We start from the raw sequence: 23,154 nt of genomic DNA, 5'->3' as shown, positions 1-23,154 counted from the left end.
TGCGCACTTTCCCGACATACATCGATTGGTCTTCACGTGTCCGAGAACTTCCCGACCGCTCCCGCCGAGGGCGGCTTCGATGTGCACGCGATCCAGGCGAAGTGGCAGGAGCGCTGGGCCGCTCAGGACCCGTTCCGCGCCGGCGGGGATGCCGACACGCGCCCGCGCAAGTACGTCCTGGCGATGTTCCCGTACCCGTCCGGCGACCTGCACATGGGTCACGCCGAGAACTATCTGTACTCCGACATCGTCGCGCGCTTCTGGCGCCACCGCGGGTACAACGTGCTGCATCCGATCGGCTGGGACTCGTTCGGCCTGCCCGCTGAGAACGCGGCCATCAAGCGCGGTGCCAACCCGGTCACGTGGACCTACGACAACATCGCCCAGCAGAAGGAGAGCCTCCGCGCATACGGCGTCTCGTTCGACTGGAGCCGGGTGCTGCACACGAGCGACCCGGAGTACTACCGCTGGAACCAGTGGCTGTTCCAGCAGCTCTACGAGCGCGGGCTCGCGTACCGCAAGGAGAGCCCGGTCAACTGGTGCCCTCACGACCAGACCGTACTCGCCAACGAGCAGGTCATCGACGGCCGCTGCGAGCGGTGCGGCACGGTCGTGGTGAAAAAGAAGCTCACGCAGTGGTACTTCCGCATCACCGACTACGCGGACCGGCTGCTCGACGACCTGAACCAGCTCGAGGGCTTCTGGCCGCAGAAGGTCATCCAGATGCAGCGCAACTGGATCGGCCGCTCGATCGGCGCCGACATCGACTTCGAGATCGAGGGCCGCGCTGAGAAGGTGACGGTCTTCTCCACGCGCCCCGACACTCTGCACGGAGCGACCTTCATGGTCGTGGCACCCGACTCCGACCTCGCGGCCGAGCTGGCCGCCGGGGCCGGCGAAGAGGCGCAGGCGCGCTTCCAGTCGTACCTGTCGACCGTGCAGAAGGCGACCGACATCGAGCGTCAGGCGACCGACCGACCGAAGACCGGCGTGTTCCTGAACCGGTACGCGATCAACCCCATCAACGGGGAGCGCCTGCCGATCTGGGCGGCCGACTACGTGCTGGCCGACTACGGCCACGGCGCGGTCATGGCCGTGCCTGCGCACGACCAGCGCGACCTCGACTTCGCTCGCGTGTTCGACCTGCCGGTGCGGGTGGTCGTCGACACGACCGCGCCGATCACCGGTGCCATCCCGGTCATCGAAACGGATGCGGACGGTCGGCCGATCGACCCGCTGGGCGACGACGCCGACGGCGATGACGTGGATCCCGCGCGCACCGGGATCGCGCTCACCGGCGAGGGCCGGATGATCAACTCGGGCTCGCTCGACGGACTGAGCAAGCGCACCGCCATCACCCGGGTCATCGCCGAGCTCACCGCGGCCGGTACCGGTCGCGCATCGAAGACCTACCGCCTGCGGGACTGGCTGATCTCCCGTCAGCGCTTCTGGGGCACCCCGATTCCGATGGTGCACGGCGAGAACGGTCGCATCATGCCGGTTCCGGATGCGGAACTGCCCGTGCGCCTGCCAGATGCTGCCGATCTCGACCTGACGCCGAAGGGCGCATCGCCGCTCGGCGCGGCGACCGAGTGGGTCACGACGGTCGACCCGGAGACGGGTGAGCCGGCCCGCCGCGACCCCGACACGATGGACACCTTCGTCGACAGCTCGTGGTACTTCCTGCGCTTCCTCGCGCCGGGGGACTCGACCCAGCCGTTCTCATCGCGCGAGGCGCTGCGCTGGGCGCCCGTCGACTTCTACATCGGCGGCGTCGAGCACGCGATCCTGCACCTGCTGTACGCACGGTTCATCACCAAGGCGCTCTACGACATGGGGCACCTGGACTTCACCGAGCCGTTCTCGAGCCTGATCAACCAGGGCATGGTGATCCTCGACGGCGCCAAGATGTCGAAGAGCAAGGGCAACCTGGTGCTCTTCCAGGAAGAGCTCGACGCTCACGGCGCCGACGCGCTGCGCGTCGCACTCGGTTTCGCGGGTCCCGTGGAAGACGACAAGGACTGGAAGGACGTCTCGACCACCGGCGCCACGAAGTTCCTGGCGCGCGCGCTGCGCGTCGCCGCCGACGTGTCGAGCCCGACCGATGTCGTCTGGGCAGAGGGAGATGCGGCGCTCCGCCGCGTCACGCACCGGCTCTGGGCCGAGGCGCCGTCGCTCATCGAGCAGACCAAGTTCAACGTCGTCGTGGCTCGCCTGATGGAGCTCGTGAACGCGATCCGGAAGACCATCGACTCCGGTGCCGGCGCGGGCGACCCGGCTGTCCGTGAGGCGGCCGAGGCCGTGGCGATGATCCTCGACCTGTTCGCGCCGCACACGGCGGAGGAGATGTGGGCGCAGCTCGGCTACCCGCCGTCCGTCGGCCTCGCGGTCTGGCGCCAGCCGGATTCCACTCTGCTCGTCGAAGACACCATCACCGCGATCGTACAGATCGACGGCAAGGTGCGAGCGACCCTCGAGGTGTCCGCACGGATCGACGGCGCCGAGCTCGAGCGCCTCGCCCGCGAGGACGCCCGCGTGCAGCGCGCGCTCGGCGACCGCGCCATCACCCGGGCCATCGTGCGGCCGCCGAAGGTCGTCAGCTTCAGCACGACGTAACCTCCCCAGCACCGCGTCGGCCCCCTTCTGTGCACACGGGAGGGGGCCGACGCTCGTTCGACGGCGGCGACTGCCTACCGTGGGCCGGGTGACGTCCTCCGATCCGGTTCCCCCGCGCGCGCGTGCGCGCCTAGGAGCCGGAGCGGTTGTGGTGATCGTGCTGCTGGCGCTCGCGGCCACGGCGGGGATCGGGATGCTGCGTCCCGCGGGCGGTCCGGAGGTCGTGCCGCCCGCGGTGGCATCGAGTGCGCCCGGTGACGCCTCCGTGGCGAGCGGCCACATCTTCGTGCACGTTTCGGGTGCGGTGACCGAGCCGGGCCTGTATCAACTCGTCGCCGGCGCCCGCGCGTTCGACGCGGTGGCGGCAGCCGGCGGGTTCGCGGAGGGAGCCGATCGCGCGGCGGTGAACCTGGCCCGGACCGTCGACGACGGGGAGCAGCTGCACGTCCCGCTGGTCGGGGAGGCTCCGGACCCCGCGAGCCCGGGAGCGGCGGGTCCGCTCGCGGGCGGCAAGATCGACCTCAACACGGCCGATCTGGCGGGCCTCGACACGCTGCCCCGCGTGGGACCGGCGATCGCGCAGCGCATCATCGATTGGCGCACGGCGAACGGCCGGTTCACGAGCGTGGACGACCTGCTGGGGATACCCGGTATCGGCGACAAGATGCTGGCCGGTATCCGCGACCTCGTGACGGTGTGACGGCGTGACGGTGGATTCTCGAGCCTTCCGGATGGTTCCCGCCGCCGTCGCGACCTGGGCGGCGGCCGCGGCGTCGACGTTCTTCCCCGAAATGGCGGGCGCGATCGCGGCCGGATGCGGCGGACTGGTAGTCGTCGCTCTCGCGCTGCTGATCCGCATCCGGATGCGGCCGAGCACCCGCGCCGAGCGGGCCGTCGATCCGGTGACGGTTCTTGCGGTCGTCATCGTCGCGCTCGCGTTCGCCGCTGCGGCCGCCGCGACCACGGCGGTCGCGGCGCCGGCGCGCGAGGCGGCGGTCGCGTCAGCGACGTCGCGCGCGCTCGAGATCACCGCGCAGATCACGGCGAAACCCGAGCGATCGATCCTCGGGTGGCGCGTCGACGCCGTCGCAGAGAGCATCCGCGCCGGAGCGCATGATCTTCCTGCCGGCGTACCCGTCACGCTTCTTCTCGAGGAGCGCCCCGAGGGTCTCGACGTCGGCGCTCGGCTGCATGCCGACGCGACCGCGTTCGCGGCCGATGCGGGGGAGCGTGCGGTGCTGGTCGTTCGCGTCCGCCCGTCCGGAGCGGTGGTCGAACCTCCCACGGGGACGATGGCGGTCTTCGCCGGCCTCCGGGCCGCTCTTCTCGCGGCGAGCGGCGGTCTGCCGGCGCCCGGAGCCGGCCTGATTCCCGGGCTGGCGGTGGGCGACACCTCGCAGGTCGCGCCCGAGCTCGACGAACAGATGAAGGCCGCATCGCTGTCGCACCTCACGGCCGTGTCCGGCGCGAACTGCGCCATCGTGGTGGGCCTCGCATTCCTCCTGGCCGCGGCGCTCGGCCTGCCTCGGGGTGCCCGAGTTGCCGCCGGGCTGTTGACCCTCGGTGGATTCGTGCTCCTGGTGACCCCCGAGCCGAGCGTCGTTCGGGCGGCGACCATGTCGGCCGTGGCGATGCTCGCCCTCCTCCTCGGGCGGCGGGGCGCCGGGGTCGCGGTCCTCGCTCTGTCGGTGGCCGTGCTGCTCGCCGGGGATCCGTGGTTGGCGTCGTCGCTCGGTTTCGCCCTGTCGGTCGCCGCCACCGGTGCGCTCCTGGTGCTCGCGCCGCCGCTCGCGCGGGGCTTGGAACGTGTTCTGCCCCGCGCGGTCGCGGTTGCCCTGGCGGTGCCTCTGGCGGCTCAGCTCGTCTGCGGCCCGTTGATCGTGCTCATCACCCCCGGGGTCTCGCTGTACGGAGTCGCCGCGAATCTCCTCGCGGGGCCGGCGGCTCCGGCGGCCACGATCCTCGGGCTCTCGGCCTGCCTGGCCGCGCCGCTCCCCGCTCTGGCGGCGGGACTCACCGCGCTCGCCTGGGTGCCCGCGGCCTGGATCGCGGCGACGGCGGAGGCGGTCTCGGCCCTCCCGGGGGCGATCCTGCCGTGGGCGGAGGGTCTTCCCGGCCTCCTCGCTCTCACGATGGCCGGCGTGGCCATCACCCTCGTGATCCTCCGGCCGGGTCGGCGACGCATCGCTCTGGTTGCGCGCCGCCTGAGCGCGCTGGGTCTCCTGATCGCTGCCGGGGTGCTCGCGGGAACGGTCGTGGTCGCGGCCGTGATCGTGCCGATGCGCACACCCCACGACTGGCGGATCGCGATGTGCGACATCGGGCAAGGCGACGCGGTGCTCCTGCGTTCGGCGGGCCGGGTCATGCTCGTCGACACGGGGCCGGATCCCGATCTCCTCACGGGGTGTCTCGACCGGCTCGGGATCGGTCGGCTCGACGTCGCCGTGCTGACGCACTTCGACCTCGATCACGTCGGTGGTGCCGCGGCCCTCGCCGGTCGCACCGACCTCCTGGTGCACGGTCCGGTCGGTGAGGCGCAGGACGAACGCACGGTATCCGGGGTCGGGGCGGCGCGGACCGTCCAGGGCGAGGTCGGGATGCGCGGCACGCTCGGCGACGCGATGTGGCGGGTGCTGTGGCCGGCCTCCGCCGCGTTCCCGCCGGGCAACGACGCGAGCGTGGTGGTCGAGATCGAAGGGCCCGATCTGCCGCGCACGATCCTGCTCGGAGACCTCGGCGCCGACGCGCAGCGCGCCCTCCTTTCGTCGAGAGTGCTGCATCCGCCCTACCGCGTCGTGAAACTGTCGCACCACGGCTCGGCGGACCAGGAGCCGGCGCTCTATCGCGCCCTCGGGGCGGAACTCGCGCTGATCTCGGTCGGCATCGACAACGATTACGGGCATCCTCGAGACGAGGCACTCCGGATGGCGCAGAACCTGGGCATGAGCATCGCCCGCACGGATCAGGACGGTCTGGTGCTGGTCGGAACGGTGTCGACCGACATCGGCATCCGCCTGACACTCTGGCGCGAGCGGGCGCCGCCCGGCGTCGGTGGGGCTGAGTAGGCTGGAGCGATGGTTACTCGTCGACCGTCCGCCCCGCGGTCGGCCATCCCGCAGGTGTCATGGCGGGAACCCCGACCGGCGCCCATCGTGCTGATCTCGGGTCCCGAGGAGGTCTGCGCGGAGCGCGCGACATCGCGGCTTCGCGAGTACCTGCGCGCAGAAGACCCGAGTCTCGAGATCTCCGACATCGACGCGGCCGACTACACGGCGGGGACGTTGCTGGCGGTGAGCGCGCCGTCGCTCTTCGGCGAGCCCCGCCTCGTTCGGGTCAGCAGCGTCGAGAAGTGTTCCGACGCGTTCCTCGCGGAGGCCATCTCGTACCTCGCCGGTCCCCAGGACGGCGCGACGATCGTGCTCCGCCACACGGGGGCGAGCGTGCGTGGCAAGAAGCTCCTCGAGGCCATCCGCGCCGGTACCGGTGGCGGCATCGAGATCGCGTGCCCCGCGGTGCGCCGCGATTCCGACCGGTACGACTTCGCCGCGGGGGAGTTCCGCGAGGCAGGACGCCGGATCGCGTCGAACGCTCTGCGCTCGCTCGTGGCGGCGTTCGCCGACGATCTGACCGAACTCGCGGCGGCCTGTCAGCAGCTCATCGTCGACGTCGAGGGCGATATCACCGACCAGATCGTCGAGCGGTACTACGGGGGTCGCGTCGAGACATCGGCGTTCACGGTGGCCGACATCGCGATCGCCGGTCGCTACGGAGACGCGCTGGTGAGCCTGCGGCAGGCGCTGGCGTCGGGTGCGGATCCCGTGCCGATGGTCGCGGCGATCGCCATGAAGCTGCGCACGATGGCGCGGGTGGCCGGAACCCGCGAGTCATCCGGTGCCCTCGCGTCGCGGCTCGGGATGAAGGACTGGCAGGTCGATCGCGCGCGGCGCGATCTCGCCGGCTGGAACCAGGATGCGCTGGGGCTCGCGATCCAGGCGACCGCACGTGCCGACGCCGAGGTCAAAGGCGCCTCCCGCGACCCGGTGTTCGCCCTGGAGCGACTCATCACCGTGATTGCGACGCGCGCTCCCTATGGCTCCGCCTGAGACCGGCGCCAGAAATGACGAAGGCCCGTCGCGAACGACGGGCCTTCGAACAAAAGCGGTGCTTAGAGCGACGCGACCTGCTTGGCGATGGCCGACTTGCGGTTCGCCGCCTGGTTCTGGTGGATGACGCCCTTGCTGACGGCCTTGTCGAGCTTCTTGGTCGCCGTGCCGAGGGCCTTGACCGCAGCGGTCTTGTCGCCGGCGGCGACAGCCTCGCGGGTGCGGCGCACCGCGCTACGCAGCTCGCTCTTAACGGCCTTGTTGCGCTCGCGCGCCTTCTCGTTGGTCTTGTTGCGCTTGATCTGCGACTTGATGTTTGCCACGTGTGTCGTCGGACTTTCGTTTGAGAGAAATAGGATCGTGCCGGTCGGCGAAGAGGGCGCTTTCCGGCGGTCATGAGGGACGGGAAAATCCCCGCATGCAAGCCAAGGAACAACTCTATCAGGTCTGCGCGGAAACCCCGTGGTCCTGCGGGTCGCTCGCGTGCCGGGCATCGATCGTGGCGATGGCGAGCGCGAGGACGGCGTCGAACGCGGCGGGACGCATGGCGGTCACGAGATGGCTGGTGCGTGGCACGACGATCAGTTCCGCGTGCGGCGCGAGCCGGGTGAAGAGGCGTTCGTGGAGGCGGAGCTGGTCGTACTGGCCGTTGACGAACCAGAGCGGCACGCGGATGCGGGCGACCGCTCCCGCGACGTCGAGGGTGGCGAGCAGGCTCAGGGCGAGGTCCTGGGTGTCGAAGGCGTACCCGCCCGCGCCGAAGTCGGCGCGGGTCTCTTCCGGCAAAGTGGCGGCCAGCATCCGCTTCGTCATCCACATCCCGCGGTCGGGGAGCGCGTCGACGGTTCGTGCGAGCGCACGGTAGGTGCGGAGCCCGACACCGCGCGGGATCGACGTGCACGACGCCGCGACGAAGCCCGCGATGGGGGGCGGATCGATCGCACCCGCGTACTCGGTGCAGAGCAGACCGCCCATGGAATGACCCACCAGCAGCACCGGCCCGCGCTCAGCCGCCGTGCGCACGGCCCGATCGATCGTGGCGAAGGCCTCCGCCAGGGTGAACGTCTCCGCCATCCGCGTTCCGTGCCCGGGGAGGTCGACGGCCGTCGCGGTGATGCCCCGCGCCGCGAGGGTTTCAACCTGTGCCCGCCACATCGACGCGGACGTGCGGATGCCGTGGACCAGAACGACCTGCACCGTCATCCGACCAGGCTATGCGCGGGGAACACGGTCCACGGTCGCCGCCCGTAGAATCGACGGAACATGTCACCGCGCGCGCTTACGTCCCTGCAGCCGAGTGCGACTCCTCCCGAGTCGCTCCGGAACTTCTGCATCATCGCCCACATCGACCACGGCAAGTCGACCTTGGCCGACCGGATGCTGCAGATCACGGGCGTCGTCAACGACCGCGACATGCGCGCCCAGTACCTCGACCGCATGGATATCGAGCGCGAGCGCGGCATCACCATCAAGAGCCAGGCCGTGCGCATGCCATGGGAGTCGAACGGGCAGACCTACGCGCTGAACATGATCGACACCCCCGGGCACGTGGACTTCACCTACGAGGTGAGTCGGTCGCTCGCCGCCTGCGAAGGCGCTGTGCTGCTCGTGGACGCCGCGCAGGGTATCGAGGCGCAGACGCTCGCGAACCTCTACCTCGCGCTCGAGAACGACCTGCAGATCATCCCGGTGCTCAACAAGATCGACCTGCCGGCCGCCGATCCCGACAAGTTCGCCGCCGAGCTCGCCGGCCTCATCGGTGGCAAGCCGGAAGACGTGCTCCGCGTGAGCGGTAAGACCGGCCAGGGCGTCGAAGAGCTGCTCGAGCGCATCGTCGCCGAGATCCCCGCCCCCCAGGGTGACCCGAACGCCGCGGCCCGCGCGATGATCTTCGACTCCGTCTACGACGCCTACCGCGGTGTCGTGACCTACGTGCGCATGATCGACGGCAAGCTCGAGCCCCGCGAACGCATCCAGATGATGTCGACGCGCGCGACGCACGAGCTGCTGGAGATCGGCGTCTCGAGCCCCGAGCCGACGCCGTCCACGGGTCTCGGCGTGGGCGAAGTGGGGTACCTGATCACGGGCGTGAAGGACGTGCGCCAGTCGAAGGTCGGTGACACGATCACGACGGCCCGCAAGCCCGCGACCCAAGCCCTGCCCGGATACACCGACCCCAAGCCGATGGTGTTCTCGGGTCTCTACCCGATCGACGGCAGCGACTACGCGATCCTCCGTGAAGCGCTCGACAAGCTGAAGCTCTCGGATGCGGCGCTGGTCTACGAGCCGGAGACGTCGGTCGCGCTGGGCTTCGGCTTCCGCTGCGGGTTCCTGGGGCTCCTGCACCTCGAGATCGTGACCGAGCGTCTCGCTCGGGAGTTCGACCTCGACCTCATCACGACCGCGCCGAGCGTGATCTACGAGGTGCAGACCGACACCGGGCAGACGGTCACGGTCACGAACCCGAGCGAGTATCCGGATGGCCGCGTCGCCTCCGTATCCGAGCCGATGGTCAAGGCCGCGATCCTGCTGCCGAAGGATTTCGTGGGCACCGTGATGGAGCTCTGCCAGTCCCGTCGCGGCACACTGCTCGGTATGGATTACCTGAGCGAGGAACGCGTCGAGCTGCGCTACAACATGCCGCTCGGTGAGATCGTCTTCGACTTCTTCGACCAGCTGAAGAGCCGCACGCAGGGGTACGCGAGCCTCGACTACGAGCCGTCGGGACAGCAGGAGGCCGATCTCGTGAAGGTCGACATTCTGCTGCAGGGCGACAAGGTCGACGCGTTCAGCGCCATCGTGCACCGAGAGAAGGCGTACGCGTACGGCACGCTGATGACCGAGCGCCTGCGCAAGCTCATCCCGCGCCAGCAGTTCGAGGTGCCGATCCAGGCGGCCATCGGCGCGCGGATCATCGCCCGAGAGAGCATTCGCGCCATCCGCAAGGACGTGCTCGCGAAGTGCTACGGCGGCGACATCACGCGAAAGCGCAAACTGCTCGAGAAGCAGAAGGAGGGAAAGAAGCGCATGAAGATGGTCGGTCGCGTGGAGGTCCCCCAGGAGGCGTTCATCGCTGCGCTCTCGGGCGATGTGGAAACCAAAGACAAGAAGTAGTGGCGGGGCGCGCTCCGGAGGATGATCGCCGGGCGTGCCGCGAACCACCACGGTTAGGCTGAGGGATATGCGCCGCGGGACCTTCCGGGACGAGACCGTCGACTATGCCGCCGTCGGGGCGACCCAAGCATCCGATCTCATGCAGTACCCGCCGGAACGCAGTCTTCCGGCCCAGGAGTCGTGGAAGATCGGCAGCGGCGAAGATCGCTTCCGCGCCGCGGGCGAGGCGTTGCTGTCGTGGCGCGCGCTGCGCGACGGGGGTCTGGAGTTGCGCGACATTCGTCCGGCCGCCGGGCCCGCCTACTCGGGTGTGAGTTTCGACGACGAGGGTCAGCCGATCGCGCCGAGCCGTCTGGACGCCGACCTGCGCTTCGACGCCGACGGCACGCCGTACGTCGGCGCGGGCGCGACGGTGCACGTCCACGGCCGCGTGGGCGGCATGAGCGTGGATGCGGAACTTCGCGTGATCTTCGTCGTGGAGGAGAAGCGTCGCATCGGTTTCGCGCTGGGCACGGTCGAGGGCTCGGTGGTGAGCGGCGAGGAGTCGTTCATGATCGAGTGGCGCAGCGACGATGAAGTGTGGTTCACGGTGCGCGCGTTCGACCGCCCGGTGGCGCTCGCGTACCGGATGCTGCCGGTGCTGGTTCGGCGTCGGCGTCGCGAGCTGTTCGGCCGTTACCTGCGGGCGATCTCGCCGATGTACACCTGATGTCGCCCTCGGTTCTTCCCGACGGTGACCCGGTTCCGGCCGACGGCGCATTGCCGCACGGTGTCGTCGCCGATCCGGAGGTCGACTTCGGCGTCTACCTGCACGTGCCGTTCTGCCGGGTGCGCTGCGGGTACTGCGACTTCAACACGTACACCGCCGAGGAGCTCCGCGGAGAGCGCCGCGAGGACTACCCCGATTCGGTGTCGCGGGAGATCGCGATGGCGACGCGGGTGCTCGGTGAGCACCGCCGGCCGGCTCAGACCGTGTTCTTCGGGGGCGGCACCCCGACCCTCCTGCCGTCCGGATCTCTCGCTCGGATGCTGGGCGACGTGCGGGACGCGTTCGGCATCGCGCCCGGCGCGGAGATCACGGTCGAAGCCAATCCCGACACGGTCTCGGTGGAGTCGCTGCAGGAGCTCGCGGATGCGGGTGTGACGCGCGTCTCGATCGGGATGCAGTCGGCCGTGCCGCACGTGCTGGCGGCGCTCGACCGCACTCATGATCCGGCGAACGTCGCGCATGCGGTCGCCGCGGCGCGCGCCGTGGGCCTCGCGGTGAGCCTCGACCTGATCTACGGCGCTCCCGGCGAGAGCATCGAGGACTGGCGCACGTCGGTCTCGACCGCGCTCGCTCTCGAGCCCGATCACCTCTCGGCGTACGCGCTCATCATCGAAGACGGCACCCAGCTCGCCCGCCGCATCCGCCGCGGTGAGGTGCCGGCGCCCGACGACGACCTGCAGGCCGACATGTACGAGCTCGTCGACGATGCGGCCGCCGCCGCGGGCTTCGACTGGTACGAGGTGTCGAACTGGGCGCGCACGCCGTCGCAGCGCTCGCGCCATAATCTCGCCTACTGGCGGGGCACCGACTGGTGGGGCTTCGGTCCCGGTGCGCACAGCCACGTCGCCGGCGTCCGGTGGTGGAACGTGAAGCACCCCGCGGCGTACGCGCAGCGCCTGGCGCAGGACGTGTCGCCGGCGGCGGCGCGGGAGGTTCCGGATGCCGAGGCCCGCACCCTCGAGCGGATCCTGCTCCAGTCGCGCATCCGCGAGGGGTTGTCGATGCAGGCGATCCCCCCGGTACGGCGAAGCGCCGTCGCGGGGCTCATCGCCGACGGCCTGATCGAGGGGGCATCCGCCATCGGCGGTCGCATCGTGCTGACACGGCGCGGCCGGCTCCTCGCCGACGCCGTCGTCCGCGCGCTCACGGAGTGACCCGCACGGACGTGCGTCGACCGTCGGTCAGGACCGGCTGAGCGCGTGCAATGCCGCGGCGCGGGGGAGCGGCACGGGCGATGAGTCGACGTCGTAGCGCTGCACGGGGCCGTCTGCATCCGCCGTCCAGGTGTCCCAGCCGGGCGAGCCCGTGAAAGCGAATCGCACCCACTCGGCGTGCATCCGCTGCGCGAGCGAAACGGGAGCGTCCGGGCCGGCGAGTGCGATGGATGCGTCGTCCTGGACGCCGTCGAAGACGAATCCGATCTCCAGTGCGTGTGCCGCGCGAAGGTCGCGGACGGGGCTCTGCCAGGCGAACTCGTAGACCCAGGTGGGGGCGGATCGCGCCGAGGCGAGCTCGATCGCCGGCACGCGGAGCACGCGGTCGGTGAACACCTGACCGAGTCGCTCGGCCGAGGAGGCGGACGGGAGCGCGTCGCGGTACGCCCGCCAGGCCCGGAACGGCACCTTCATGCCGAGGAGGGCGACGGCAGGGGCGACTCGGTTGAGACGCTGCAGGGCGTCGGGCGTGAACCACAGCCGGTACTCGTCGGTGTTCGTGCCGATCAGCAACGGGAACTCCGCATCCCCCACGGCGGTGCGCGGACTGACGGGCAGGCTGACCGGATCGAGTGCGATCGTGTGCCCGGGGGCTGATCGCAGGAGCGAGCTGCGGGCGGCGAGTGCATCGCGTGCGGCGACGAGACGCTCCGGCGGAACATCCGCGAACGCCTCCCGGGTGGCGGGGATCCCGAGGTGCTTCGCAATGGCGGCGGTGACTCGCGCGGCGCGTTCGACGGGTTCTGCATCCAGCGGGCCGCTCTGCACGATGGCGCCCGCGAGGGCGCCGCGGACGTCCGGCCGGGACGCGAGCGCCGCAACGATCGCGCCGCCCGCCGATTCGCCGAAGATCGTCACGCGGGCGGGGTCGCCGCCGAAGGCCGCGATCTCGCGCTGCACCCAGTGCACGGCGGCGGCGGCGTCTTCGAGCCCGAGGTTCCGCGGCACGCCGTCGAGGACCGAGAATCCCTCCGCGCCGAGGCGGTAGTTGATCGAGACGAACACCACGCCGTCGCGCGCGAACGATGTGCCGTCGTACGACGGCAGGGCGCTCGTCCCGCGCTCGAGAGCACCGCCGTGGATCCACACCATGACGGGCGCTCCCGCCGCATCCTCGGGGGCCCAGATGTTCAGCGTGAGGATGTTCTCGCCCGCGATCGCCACGGACGGGAGCAGCTTCCCGATCGCGCCGGGGTACGGGGACTGGGGTGCCGTGGGTCCGAAGTCGGTCGCGCGGAACTCGCCATCCCACGCGGGAACGGGCTGCGGCAGGCCGAAGCGGTGTTCGCCGAAGGGCGGCAGCGCGTAGGGGATGCCGAGGAAACGGCGGATTCCCGCGTCGCTGCGTCCGGCGATCGTGCCGCCGGTCGTGGGTACGGTGGTGTCGTTCATCAGGGCCTCCGCCGCGAGTCTACGGACCCGTCATCTGCCCACCGCGCGAACGACCGGTTAGAATTGGCACTCCCCGTACACGAGTGCCAGGAAGGATCCGCATGGTCAGCGAACGTGGTCTGGATGTCCTCCGCGCGATCGTGCAGGACTACGTGGAGACCCGAGAGCCGGTGGGCAGCAAGTCGATCGTCGACCGCCACTCGTTCGGTGTGTCGGCGGCGACGATCCGCAACGACATGGCGCTCCTGGAGGACGAGGAACTGATCGTCGCGCCGCACACCTCGTCGGGTCGCGTGCCCACCGACAAGGGCTACCGTGTCTTCGTCAACCACCTCGCCGAGCTCCGCCCGTTGACGACCGCGCAGCGGAGCGCAATCACGGCGTTCCTCGACGGCCCCGCCGACCTCGATGACCTGCTGGCGCGCACGGTTCGCGCGCTCACCCAGCTCACCGGTCAGGTCGCGCTCGTGCAGTATCCGTCCTTCGAGCGTGCGAACATCACCCACGTCGAGCTCGTGCACCTCGGGGGGTCGCGACTCGTCGTGATCCTCGTCACCGACACGGGCCGTGTCTCCCAGCGCGTGGCGTTCGCGCCCGATGAGCTCGACGAGACGGTGGTCGCACAGCTGCGGACGTCGGTGTCGGCACTCGTCACCGGAGCGTCGGTGCGAGAGGGCACCCGCCGGGTCGAGGCAGCCGTCGCCGCACCCGCCGTACCGACCCGCGCGGACGGCGCGCTGCGCGCCATCCTGCGCGTGGTGGGGGAGGAACTCGACGAGTTCCGACAGGACCGGCTCGTGATGGCGGGGGCGGCGACGCTCGCTCGCTCCGAGGGCGACTTCCGGGGCAGCATCTACCCGCTCCTGGAGGCCATCGAGGAGCAGGTGACGCTCATGCGGCTGATGAGCGAGATGGTGGCCGACGGGCAGGGACTGGCTGCATCGATCGGGCGTGAGAACGCATCGTTCGGCCTGGTCGAGGCATCCGTGGTCGCCAGCGATTACGAGGCCACGGTGGGGCAGGCCCGCATCGGCGTGCTCGGCCCCATGCGCATGGACTACTCCAGCAATCTGGCGGCGGTGCGGGCTGTGGCCCACTACCTCAGCCGACTGCTGGACGAAGACGACCGGGCGCGCTGAGCGCTCGCAGACGATCTCCGCGCACGGCGCGGACGGGAAGGCGAAAGTGGCTGACCACTACGAAGTACTGGGCGTCTCGCGCGAGGCGACCACGGATGAGATCAAGAAGGCGTACCGAAAGCTGGCCCGCCAGCTGCACCCGGACGTCAACCCCGGTGACGATGCGGCCGAGAAGTTCAAGCTCGTCACGCACGCGTACGACGTGCTGAGCGACACCGAGCAGCGTCGGCGCTACGACATGGGCGGCGACTCCGGTGGGTTCGGCGGAGGCGGCGGCGCGAACTTCGGCGGCTTCGGCGACATCTTCGAGACGTTCTTCGGCGGAGGCGGAGGCGGTGGCGGCCAGGGTGGTCGAGTCCGCGCCCGGTCGCGCGCCGAACGCGGCCAGGACGCCCTCGTCCGCGTCTCCCTGGAGCTCAGCGACGTCGTCTTCGGGGCGCACCGCGACCTCGAGGTCGACACGGCCGTGCTCTGCGAGACGTGCGAGGGCGGATGCTGCCAGCCGGGCACGACCCCCGTGACCTGCGACATCTGCCACGGCTCCGGACACGTGCAGCGCACGGTCCGCAGCCTGATCGGCAACGTCGTCACGAGCGCGCCGTGCGCCACCTGCCAGGGCTACGGCACCACCATCCCGTACCCGTGCGCCACCTGCCAGGGACAGGGTCGCGTGCGCGCTCGTCGCACCGTCTCCGTCGACATCCCGGCCGGGGTCGAGACGGGTCTGCGTCTGCAGCTCCCGGGCTCGGGCGAGGTCGGACCGGCGGGCGGACCTCACGGCGACCTGTACCTGGAGATCACCGTCACACCTCACGAGGTCTTCAGCCGTGACGGCGACGACCTGCTCGCGACCCTCGATGTGTCGATGCCCGATGCCATCCTCGGAACGACGACCCGCATCGAGTCGCTCGACGGACCCGTCGATCTCGAACTGCGCGCGGGCGTGCAGGCGGGAGACGTGCTGACGATCAAGGGGCGAGGCATCACCCCGCTCCGTGGCACGCAGCGCGGCGACCTCCGCATCGGAGTGCACGTCGTGACGCCGACGCGCCTGGACGCGAAGGAACGCGCGCTCATCGAGGACTTCGCGAAGAAGACCAAGGCTCCTGCTCCGAGGCTGTCCGAGTTCCAGCAGGGATTGTTCGCCAAACTCCGCGACCGCTTCCGGAACGGGTGACCGGTGGCGCTGCACTTTCTGGTCGAGGATGCGGCCGCGGCCGCAGTCGGTGACATCGTCGCGCTGACCGGAGCCGAGGCCCACCACGCCGCCTCGGTGCGGCGGGTGCGCCCGGGCGAAGCGGTGACGGTCGGCGACGGCTGTGGCCTCTGGATCGAGGGTGCCGTGGAAGACGTGACGCCGCGCGAAGTCACGGTGCGCGTCACTGCGCGTCGGCACGTGCCGGCGCGCACGCCGCGTCTGGTGCTGGTGCAGGCTCTCGCCAAGGGCGACCGGGATGAGCTCGCCATCCAGGCCGCCACCGAACTCGGCGTCGATGCGATCGTGCCCTGGCAGGCCGTGCGCAGCGTTTCCCGCTGGGGCGCGGAGAAGGCCGAGAAGGGTCGCGTCCGCTGGGCCGGCATCGTCCGGGAGGCGGCGAAGCAGGCCCATCGCGCGTGGATTCCCGAGGTGGAGCCGGTAACGACGACCGCCCGGATCGCCGCGCGCGCCGCCGCATCCGTGGTCCTCGTTCTGGAGCCCACCGCGTCGGACCGCTTGACCGACGTCGTCCGCGAGTTCGACGAATCGGTGACCGAGGTGCTCCTCGTCGTCGGGCCCGAGGGCGGAATCGACCGCAGCGAGCTCGACGCGTTCGCCGCCGCCGGTGCGCGTGCGGTGCGGCTCGGGGAGAGCGTGCTGCGCACGTCGACGGCGGGCCCGGTCGCGTTGGCCGCGTTCGAGGTCGCGCGGGGGCAGTGGTGACGCTCCGCCGACGGCGGGACGCCGTCGGTAGACTGGACGAATGAGCGAGCCCTCCGTCTTCACGCGCATCCTGCAGGGCGAGATCCCGTCAGAGATCGTCGCCGAGACCGAGCGAGCCTTCGTCATTCGTGACATCGCGCCGCAGGCGCCGGTGCATCTGCTGGTGATCCCGAAGACCCAGCAGTACCGCGACGTCGTCGAACTCGCCGCTGGAGACCCCGCACTGCTCGCCGAGGTGGTCGACCTCGCCCACCGGGTCGCCGCCGAGCACGCGGACGGCGAGTTCCGCCTGGTGTTCAACACCGGAGCTTCGGCGGGCCAGACCGTGTTCCACGTGCACGCCCACGTTCTCGCCGGCGGACTCGACGAGGTGAGCACCGGTGCCTGATCCCGGCGTTCCCGCATCCGGGGGAGATGAAGACCGCACCGTCGAACGTCTGCTCGCGGACGGCATCGCGATGGTTCGCGTCCTCGGTCCGCAGGACCGACTGCTCCGCGTCGTCGAGCGCGAACATCCGACCGTCGATGTGCATGTCCGCGGCAACGAGATCACCCTGTCGGGGACGGCGGCCGACGTCGCCGCGGCGAAGAAGCTTGTCGAGGAGTTGCTCACTATGACCCGTGACGGACACGACGTCGGCCCGGCCGACGTGACCTCGGCGGGACGGATGCTGCGCGCGGACGGCGACATCCGCCCGTCCGAGGTGATGGGCGAGGCGATCCTGTCGTCCCGGGGTAAAGTCATCCGCCCGAAGACCCTCGGTCAGAAGGCGTACGTCGATGCGATCGAGGAGAACACGATCGTGTTCGGCATCGGTCCGGCCGGTACCGGAAAGACGTACCTCGCGATGGCGAAGGCGGTGCAGGCCCTGCAGCGCAAGGAAGTCAGCCGCATCATCCTCACGCGGCCGGCGGTCGAGGCGGGGGAGCGGCTCGGGTTCCTGCCGGGCACGCTGAACGACAAGATCGACCCGTACCTGCGCCCGCTCTACGACGCGCTCAACGAGATGCTCGATCCCGACATCGTGCCGAAGCTCATGGCGTCCGGCACGATCGAGGTCGCACCCCTGGCGTACATGCGCGGCCGCACGCTCAACGATTCGTTCGTCGTCCTCGACGAGGCTCAGAACACGACGCCCGAGCAGATGAAGATGTTCCTCACCCGCCTCGGCTTCGGCACCCGCATGGTCGTCACGGGCGACATCACGCAGGTAGACCTTCCGCAGGGAACGTCCGGGCTCCGCCTGGTCACCCGGGTGCTGAAGGACATCGACGACATTCATTTCGCGACGCTCACGAGCGAGGACGTCGTCCGCCACACGCTCGTCGGACGAATCGTCGACGCGTACAGCGAATACGACGAACAGCGACTCGCCACCCGCCGCGAACGCGACGAGGCGAGCGAATTCGCGAACCGCGCCGACCGCCGCGGCGGCGCGCGCGATCATCTACCGAAGCGAGGACGACCATGACGATCGAGATCACCAACGAGTCGGGCGTCGCGATCGACGAGACCGTCCTGCTGCGGCTCATGGAGAGCAACTTCGCCGAACTGAACGTGAGTCCGGATGCGGACGTGGCGATCCTGCTCGTCGACGAAGGCGCGATGGAAGCCCTCCACGTGCAGTGGATGGACGAGCCCGGTCCGACCGACGTGCTCAGCTTCCCGATGGATGAACTGCGCCCCGGAACCGAGGAATCGCCGACCCCGCCGGGCCTCCTCGGCGACATCGTGCTGTGCCCGCAGGTCGCCGAGACCCAGGCGCGAGAGGCGACCCCCGCGCATTCGACGCAGGACGAGCTGATCATGCTCACCACCCACGGCCTCCTGCACCTGCTCGGCTTCGACCACGCAGAGCCCGAGGATGCGACCGAGATGTTCGGGCTGCAGCGTGACCTGATCGTCGCGTTCGCCACCCAGGAGCGCCGCCGGGCGCGCGGATGACCGCACTTCTCCTGCTCGTCGCCGCCGTTCTGCTCATCGCGTTCGGCGCGCTCATGGCCGCCATCGACGCGGCGCTCGGTGTGACATCGCGGGCCGACCTCGCCGATCTCGGGTCGTCGGGACGCAACGCCCGGATGCTGACCCGCATCGCGGCCGACCCGGAAGCGCACGCGAACGTCGTCGTCTTCATCCGCGTGTTCGCGGAGACCGCGGCCGCCGTGCTGGTGACGGCCGCGTTCATGCTGCTGTTCGACAGCATCGGCTGGGCGCTGCTGGCCGCCGTCGTCCTGATGACCGGCATGTCGTTCGTCGCGGTGGGCATCAGCCCGCGCGCGGTCGGACGGCGCCACGCCTGGGCGCTGCTCCGCGGCGCGGCCCCCGTCATCCGGGGCGTTCGCATCCTGCTCGGCCCGCTCGCGCACGGACTCGTCGCCCTCAGCAGCCGCGTGACCCCGGGTGGCGCACGCGCGTCGTCGTTCGATTCCGAGGAGCAGTTGCTCAGCATGGTCGATGAGGCCGCCGAGCAGGATCTCATCGAAGAGGACGATCGCGAACTCATCCACTCGGTGTTCGAGTTCACCGGTACGTTCGTCCGCGCCGTCATGGTGCCGCGCACCGACATGGTCTCGGTCTCCGGATCCGACACCGCGCGCACCGCCCTCGGGCTCTTCCTCGACAAGGGTGTTTCGCGGATGCCGGTCCTCACAGAGGACGGCGAGGATGTCGACGGGGTGCTGTACCTCAAGGACCTCGTGCAGTTCTCTTTCCGCGACGAACTGCACTGGGACCAGCAGCCCGTGTCGCGCATCTCGCGGCCGCCGGTGTTCGTGCCCGAATCGATGCGCGCCGAAGCGCTGCTGCAGCAGATGAAGCGCGACGCCGTGCACGTATGCATGGTCGTCGACGAGTACGGCGGCATCGCGGGTCTCGTGACCCTCGAGGACCTGATCGAGGAGCTCGTCGGTGAGATCGCCGACGAGTACGACGCTCGGGCCACCGAGGTCGTCGAAATCGAACCGGGTCGGTACCGCGTGAGCGCTCGTCTCGGGCTCGACGAGGTCGGCGATCTGTTCGACATCGAACTCGATGACGACGACGTCGACTCCGTCGGTGGACTGCTCGGCAAGGCGCTCGGGCGCGTTCCGCAGCCGGGTGCGACCGCCGTGCACGAGGGACTCGTCTTGACGGGCGGCACATCCCGTGGCCGCGGGCGGGGTCTCGCGACGGTGTTCGTCGAGCGGGCAGCACAGGAAGACGGCGCGGACGACGATCGTCCGCGCACCGGCGAGATCGCCGTAACGACGAAGGCCGGTTCGGCCAGGGGAGAACGATGACCGACCAGTTCCGCAGTGGATTCGTGACCTTCGTGGGTCGACCCAACGTCGGCAAATCGACGCTCACGAACGCCCTCGTCGGTGAGAAGATCGCCATCACCAGCGAGAAGCCGCAGACGACCCGTCGCGCCATCCGCGGGATGGTGAATCGTCCCGGCGGGCAGCTCATCGTCGTCGACACCCCGGGGCTCCACCGGCCGCGAACCCTTCTCGGGCAGCGGCTGAACGACCTGGTGGGTGATGTGCTCGGCGATGTCGACGTCATCGCCTTCTGCGCTCCCGCCACCGAGAAGGTCGGCCCCGGTGACCGCCGGATCGTCGAATCGCTCGACGGGTACGGCCGCGCGAAGAAGGTGGCGATCGTCACGAAGACGGATGCCGCGACGCGGGAGCAGATCACCGAGCGCCTGATGGAGGTCGACGCACTCCGCGAGGACTGGACCGCCGTCATTCCACTATCCGCCATCACCGGCGACCAGTTGGACGTCCTCGCCGACGAACTGCTCGCCCTGATGCCCGAGGGTCCCGCGCTCTACGCCGACGACATCGCGACCGACGAGCAGGACGACGACCGGATCGCCGAGATGATCCGCGAGGCCGCCCTCGGCGACGCCCGCGAGGAGCTGCCGCACTCCATCGCCGTCGTCGTGCAGGAGATCCGTGCGCGCGAGGATTCCGACCTCACGGATGTGTTCGCCGACATCATCGTCGAGCGCGACAGCCAGAAGGCGATCATCATCGGACGCAAGGGGGCGCGGCTGCGTGATGTCGGCGCCCAGGCGCGGGCGGGGATCGAAGAACTGCTCGGCACGCGCGTGTATCTGAGCCTGCACGTGCGCGTCGCGAAGGAATGGCAGCGCGACCCGAAGCAGCTGGGCCGACTCGGGTTCTGACCGACCCGGTGTAAGGTGGGGCGCATGCGTGCGCGACTTCTCCTTAGCCGCCGCGACGAGACCTCGATCTAGGGCCTTTCTCGTCGCGGAGCCCGTCGTCGGCCCGTCACATCAGACGAGAGAGAACCAGTCATGAAGAACACGCAGAAGCCGTCGGGCATGCCGACGCACAAGTACCGTCCGTTCCACGAGCAGATCCGGGTCGATCTGCCCGATCGTACGTGGCCGGCCTCGCGCATCACGGAGGCGCCGCGCTGGTGCGCCGTCGACCTGCGCGACGGCAATCAGGCGCTGATCGATCCGATGAGCCCGGAACGCAAGCGCGTCATGTTCGACCTGCTCGTGCAGATGGGCTACAAAGAGATCGAGGTCGGTTTCCCGAGCGCCAGCCAGACGGACTTCGACTTCGTACGGCACCTGATCGAAGACGACGTCATTCCGGATGACGTCACCATCCAGGTTCTGACCCAGGCGCGCGAGCACCTCATCGAGCGCACGTACGAGTCGATCGCCGGCGCCAAGCAAGCCATCGTGCACCTGTACAACTCCACCAGCGTGCTGCAGCGCGAGGTCGTCTTCCGCACCGACAAGCAGGGCATCATCGACATCGCCCTCGAAGGTGCCCGACTGTGCCGGGAGTTCGAGAAGCGCATCCCCGAGACCCAGGTGTTCTACGAGTACTCGCCCGAGAGCTACACAGGAACCGAACTCGAGTTCGCGCTCGACATCTGCAACAAGGTCATCGAGGTCTTCGAGCCGACTCCGGAGCGGAAGGTCATCATCAACCTGCCCGCGACCGTCGAGATGGCGACCCCGAACGTCTACGCCGACTCGATCGAGTGGATGAGCCGCCACCTGGCGCACCGGCAGAACGTCATCCTGTCGCTGCATCCGCACAACGACCGCGGCACGGCGGTCGCGGCGGCAGAGCTCGGCTACATGGCCGGGGCCGACCGCATCGAAGGCTGCCTCTTCGGCAACGGCGAGCGCACCGGCAACGTCGACCTGGTTGCGCTCGGTGTCAACCTGCTGACGCAGGGCATCGACCCGCAGATCGACTTCAGCGACATCGACCAGGTCAAGCGCACGGTCGAGTACTGCAACCAGCTGCCCGTTCCCGAGCGGAGTCCGTGGGCCGGTGACCTCGTGTTCACCGCCTTCAGCGGCTCGCATCAGGATGCGATCAAGAAGGGCTTCGAGGCGATGGAGGCCCGCGCGAAGGCGGAGGGTCGATCCATCGACGAGATCGAATGGGCGGTGCCGTACCTGCCGATCGACCCGAAGGATCTCGGACGCTCCTACGAGGCCGTCATCCGCGTGAACTCGCAGTCGGGCAAGGGCGGAGTCGCGTACCTGCTGAAGTCCGACCACGCGATCGACCTGCCGCGGAAGCTCCAGATCGAATTCTCCGGTGTCGTGCAGGCCAAGACCGACGAAGAGGGCGGCGAGGTGACGAGCGATCAGATCTGGTCGGTCTTCACCGACGAGTACCTGCCCGCGACGGTCGCCGAAGACCGCTGGGGACGGTTCGAGCTGCTCAGCACGCGCACGCAGAGCGACATGTCGGGCGATGTGCGCCTGGACATCACCCTGCGCGACGGCGACGACCGGTTCGATGCGTCCGCATCCGGAAACGGTCCGATCGCCGCGTTCCTCGAGATCGTGCGCACTCAGGGGTTCGACGTGACGCTGTACGACTACGTCGAGCACGCGCTCAGCGCCGGCGGCGACGCGCAGGCCGCAGCGTACGTCGAGTTGCAGGTGGACGGTCAGCGCCTGTGGGGCGTCGGGATCGACGGTGACATCTCGACCGCGAGCCTGAAGGCGGTCGTGTCGGGCGTGAACCGCGCCATCCGTTCCCGCGCCCGCGAGCTCACGGCCGTCTGACCCCGCGCCCGAGGTCCCTTTGTTCCGCGAGACGGGATCTTCGCGCCGAGACGTTGGGGTAACCCCACGGCTTCGGCGCGCAGATCCCGTCTCGCGGGCTATGAGGGACCGGGGAGCGCGGGTCAGCGAGGGGAGTCGGGCGTGCGGACGATCGGGATGGCGGCGGTCTCCACTGCAACCTTCCGTCGGTAGAGCATGCGCTGTTCGGGGAGGGACAGGTCGAAGACGACGGCCAGGATGCGGATGACGGTCGTCACGGCCACGCCGATGACCGCTGCGACCGGCAGCGCCAGGCCGAACGTGTGCGCCGAGGCCAGCACGAGACTGCCGACAGCGGCCGCCACGGCGTAGAGCGACCCGACGTGCATGATCGCCACCGGCAGGCCCATCATGATGTCGCGCAGGATGCCGCCGCCGACTGCGGAACACACGCCGACGAACACGGCAGGCACGAGCGGCAATCCGAGCGCGAGTGCCTTGCTCGTGCCGAACGCGCCGAACAAGCCGATCACGAGCGCATCGAGGCCGACGATGACCCGGTTGAGGCGCTGGAACACGCCCGCCAGGAGCATGCCCACGAGCGCTGCCGCGGTCGCGGTGAGCAGGTACCAATTGCTCTGCAGCGTCGTCGGGGAGAGTCCGAGCAGCAGGTCGCGGATGAGGCCGCCGCCCATTCCGACGACGATGCCGATGATGGCGACGCCGAGCAGGTCGAGGCGTCGCTCGCCGCGGAACCCGGACGCGAACAACGCGCCCTGCACCCCGCCGAGGGCGACGGCGGTCAGATCTGCCCACAACGGGATCACGAAGAGCGGCTCGGTCACCCC

20 protein-coding genes are annotated in these 23,154 nt (G+C 69.7%); 16 read left to right on the top strand and 4 right to left on the bottom strand.

The window, feature by feature from the left end:
• Nucleotides 1-36: 36 nt before the first annotated feature.
• The 4 genes from leuS (at nucleotide 37) to holA (ending at nucleotide 6,719) form a co-directional block, all read left to right on the top strand.
• Nucleotides 37-2,616 (top strand): leucine--tRNA ligase, encoded by a 2,580-nt coding sequence (gene leuS, locus LQ938_RS08280; RefSeq protein ID WP_223721067.1) that lies wholly within the window; start codon nucleotides 37-39, stop codon nucleotides 2,614-2,616.
• Between the two features lie 88 nt (nucleotides 2,617-2,704).
• Nucleotides 2,705-3,316: a ComEA family DNA-binding protein gene (locus tag LQ938_RS08275; protein WP_223721068.1), complete on the top strand. Its 612-nt coding sequence runs from the start codon at nucleotides 2,705-2,707 to the stop codon at nucleotides 3,314-3,316.
• 4 nt (nucleotides 3,317-3,320) lie between these two features.
• Nucleotides 3,321-5,681, top strand: a complete 2,361-nt coding sequence (locus LQ938_RS08270; RefSeq protein WP_223721069.1) for a ComEC/Rec2 family competence protein — start codon at nucleotides 3,321-3,323, stop codon at nucleotides 5,679-5,681.
• 9 nt (nucleotides 5,682-5,690) lie between these two features.
• Entirely contained in the window at nucleotides 5,691-6,719 is a 1,029-nt protein-coding gene (holA, locus tag LQ938_RS08265; RefSeq protein ID WP_223721070.1) for a DNA polymerase III subunit delta, read from the top strand.
• 62 nt (nucleotides 6,720-6,781) lie between these two features.
• On the opposite strand, the gene rpsT is transcribed toward holA, so the two are convergent.
• Entirely contained in the window at nucleotides 6,782-7,042 is a 261-nt protein-coding gene (gene rpsT / locus LQ938_RS08260) for a 30S ribosomal protein S20 (RefSeq protein WP_223721071.1), read from the bottom strand.
• Between the two features lie 118 nt (nucleotides 7,043-7,160).
• Nucleotides 7,161-7,922 carry an alpha/beta fold hydrolase gene (locus LQ938_RS08255; RefSeq protein ID WP_223721072.1) on the bottom strand — a complete coding sequence of 254 codons (762 nt, stop codon included), beginning with the start codon at nucleotides 7,920-7,922 and terminating at the stop codon, nucleotides 7,161-7,163.
• 60 nt (nucleotides 7,923-7,982) lie between these two features.
• Here LQ938_RS08255 and lepA point away from each other — a divergent pair, with 60 nt between their 5' ends.
• The 3 genes from lepA (at nucleotide 7,983) to hemW (ending at nucleotide 11,756) form a co-directional block, all read left to right on the top strand.
• Nucleotides 7,983-9,833, top strand: coding sequence for a translation elongation factor 4 (gene lepA, locus LQ938_RS08250; RefSeq protein WP_223721073.1), 1,851 nt, complete (start codon nucleotides 7,983-7,985; stop codon nucleotides 9,831-9,833).
• Between the two features lie 67 nt (nucleotides 9,834-9,900).
• Nucleotides 9,901-10,542 carry a DUF1990 family protein gene (locus tag LQ938_RS08245; protein ID WP_223721074.1) on the top strand — a complete coding sequence of 214 codons (642 nt, stop codon included), beginning with the start codon at nucleotides 9,901-9,903 and terminating at the stop codon, nucleotides 10,540-10,542.
• Complete coding sequence (gene hemW / locus LQ938_RS08240) at nucleotides 10,542-11,756, top strand: radical SAM family heme chaperone HemW (protein ID WP_223721075.1); 1,215 nt, start codon at nucleotides 10,542-10,544, stop codon at nucleotides 11,754-11,756. The genes LQ938_RS08245 and hemW overlap by 1 nt, the downstream gene beginning before the upstream one ends.
• 27 nt (nucleotides 11,757-11,783) lie before the next feature.
• Here the strand turns inward: hemW and LQ938_RS08235 are convergent, their stop codons facing one another.
• On the bottom strand, nucleotides 11,784-13,208 hold the full coding sequence (locus LQ938_RS08235) for a carboxylesterase/lipase family protein (protein WP_223721076.1): 1,425 nt from the start codon (nucleotides 13,206-13,208) through the stop codon (nucleotides 11,784-11,786).
• A 101-nt stretch (nucleotides 13,209-13,309) separates the two neighbouring features.
• Between LQ938_RS08235 and hrcA the strand changes: the two genes are divergently transcribed.
• From hrcA to leuA, 9 genes are all read left to right on the top strand, one after another.
• The gene (hrcA, locus tag LQ938_RS08230; RefSeq protein ID WP_223721077.1) at nucleotides 13,310-14,347 is read left to right on the top strand and encodes a heat-inducible transcriptional repressor HrcA; all 1,038 of its coding nucleotides are present in this window, start codon (nucleotides 13,310-13,312) and stop codon (nucleotides 14,345-14,347) included.
• A gap of 46 nt (nucleotides 14,348-14,393) precedes the next feature.
• Nucleotides 14,394-15,524 (top strand): molecular chaperone DnaJ, encoded by a 1,131-nt coding sequence (dnaJ, locus tag LQ938_RS08225; protein ID WP_223721078.1) that lies wholly within the window; start codon nucleotides 14,394-14,396, stop codon nucleotides 15,522-15,524.
• Nucleotides 15,525-15,527: 3 nt separating this feature from the next.
• On the top strand, nucleotides 15,528-16,268 hold the full coding sequence (locus LQ938_RS08220; protein ID WP_223721079.1) for a 16S rRNA (uracil(1498)-N(3))-methyltransferase: 741 nt from the start codon (nucleotides 15,528-15,530) through the stop codon (nucleotides 16,266-16,268).
• Nucleotides 16,269-16,308: 40 nt separating this feature from the next.
• A complete protein-coding gene (locus LQ938_RS08215) occupies nucleotides 16,309-16,656 on the top strand; it encodes an HIT domain-containing protein (protein ID WP_223721080.1) in 348 nt (115 codons plus the stop codon).
• 70 nt (nucleotides 16,657-16,726) lie between these two features.
• Nucleotides 16,727-17,740, top strand: coding sequence for a PhoH family protein (locus LQ938_RS08210; RefSeq protein ID WP_223721623.1), 1,014 nt, complete (start codon nucleotides 16,727-16,729; stop codon nucleotides 17,738-17,740).
• Nucleotides 17,737-18,213: an rRNA maturation RNase YbeY gene (gene ybeY, locus LQ938_RS08205; protein ID WP_223721081.1), complete on the top strand. Its 477-nt coding sequence runs from the start codon at nucleotides 17,737-17,739 to the stop codon at nucleotides 18,211-18,213. Before LQ938_RS08210 ends, ybeY begins: the two co-directional genes overlap by 4 nt.
• A complete protein-coding gene (locus tag LQ938_RS08200; RefSeq protein WP_223721082.1) occupies nucleotides 18,210-19,547 on the top strand; it encodes a hemolysin family protein in 1,338 nt (445 codons plus the stop codon). Before ybeY ends, LQ938_RS08200 begins: the two co-directional genes overlap by 4 nt.
• A complete protein-coding gene (gene era, locus LQ938_RS08195; RefSeq protein ID WP_223721083.1) occupies nucleotides 19,544-20,440 on the top strand; it encodes a GTPase Era in 897 nt (298 codons plus the stop codon). Before LQ938_RS08200 ends, era begins: the two co-directional genes overlap by 4 nt.
• A 132-nt stretch (nucleotides 20,441-20,572) precedes the next feature.
• Nucleotides 20,573-22,327: a 2-isopropylmalate synthase gene (gene leuA / locus LQ938_RS08190; protein WP_223721084.1), complete on the top strand. Its 1,755-nt coding sequence runs from the start codon at nucleotides 20,573-20,575 to the stop codon at nucleotides 22,325-22,327.
• A 122-nt stretch (nucleotides 22,328-22,449) separates the two neighbouring features.
• On the opposite strand, the gene LQ938_RS08185 is transcribed toward leuA, so the two are convergent.
• The gene (locus tag LQ938_RS08185) at nucleotides 22,450-23,151 is read right to left on the bottom strand and encodes a trimeric intracellular cation channel family protein (RefSeq protein WP_223721085.1); all 702 of its coding nucleotides are present in this window, start codon (nucleotides 23,149-23,151) and stop codon (nucleotides 22,450-22,452) included.
• Nucleotides 23,152-23,154: the final 3 nt, after the last annotated feature.

This window comes from Microbacterium sp. cx-55, assembly GCF_021117345.1.
Classification (GTDB): domain Bacteria; phylum Actinomycetota; class Actinomycetes; order Actinomycetales; family Microbacteriaceae; genus Microbacterium.
The sequence above is the reverse complement of the archived record's forward strand: the minus strand, read 5'-3'. Positions and strand labels throughout refer to the sequence as shown.

What these genes read in the sequence shown, in the direction of transcription:
- LQ938_RS08245 (WP_223721074.1), top strand. Translation starts at nt 9,901, where the DNA reads ATGCGCCGCGGGACCTTCCGGGACGAGACCGTCGACTATGCCGCCGTC.
- LQ938_RS08210 (WP_223721623.1), top strand. Translation starts at nt 16,727, where the DNA reads ATGGTTCGCGTCCTCGGTCCGCAGGACCGACTGCTCCGCGTCGTCGAG.
- holA (WP_223721070.1), top strand. Translation starts at nt 5,691, where the DNA reads ATGGTTACTCGTCGACCGTCCGCCCCGCGGTCGGCCATCCCGCAGGTG.
- lepA (WP_223721073.1), top strand. Translation starts at nt 7,983, where the DNA reads ATGTCACCGCGCGCGCTTACGTCCCTGCAGCCGAGTGCGACTCCTCCC.
- leuA (WP_223721084.1), top strand. Translation starts at nt 20,573, where the DNA reads ATGAAGAACACGCAGAAGCCGTCGGGCATGCCGACGCACAAGTACCGT.
- LQ938_RS08255 (WP_223721072.1), bottom strand. Translation starts at nt 7,922, where the DNA reads ATGACGGTGCAGGTCGTTCTGGTCCACGGCATCCGCACGTCCGCGTCG.
- LQ938_RS08235 (WP_223721076.1), bottom strand. Translation starts at nt 13,208, where the DNA reads ATGAACGACACCACCGTACCCACGACCGGCGGCACGATCGCCGGACGC.
- LQ938_RS08215 (WP_223721080.1), top strand. Translation starts at nt 16,309, where the DNA reads ATGAGCGAGCCCTCCGTCTTCACGCGCATCCTGCAGGGCGAGATCCCG.
- hrcA (WP_223721077.1), top strand. Translation starts at nt 13,310, where the DNA reads ATGGTCAGCGAACGTGGTCTGGATGTCCTCCGCGCGATCGTGCAGGAC.
- era (WP_223721083.1), top strand. Translation starts at nt 19,544, where the DNA reads ATGACCGACCAGTTCCGCAGTGGATTCGTGACCTTCGTGGGTCGACCC.
- ybeY (WP_223721081.1), top strand. Translation starts at nt 17,737, where the DNA reads ATGACGATCGAGATCACCAACGAGTCGGGCGTCGCGATCGACGAGACC.
- LQ938_RS08200 (WP_223721082.1), top strand. Translation starts at nt 18,210, where the DNA reads ATGACCGCACTTCTCCTGCTCGTCGCCGCCGTTCTGCTCATCGCGTTC.
- hemW (WP_223721075.1), top strand. Translation starts at nt 10,542, where the DNA reads ATGTCGCCCTCGGTTCTTCCCGACGGTGACCCGGTTCCGGCCGACGGC.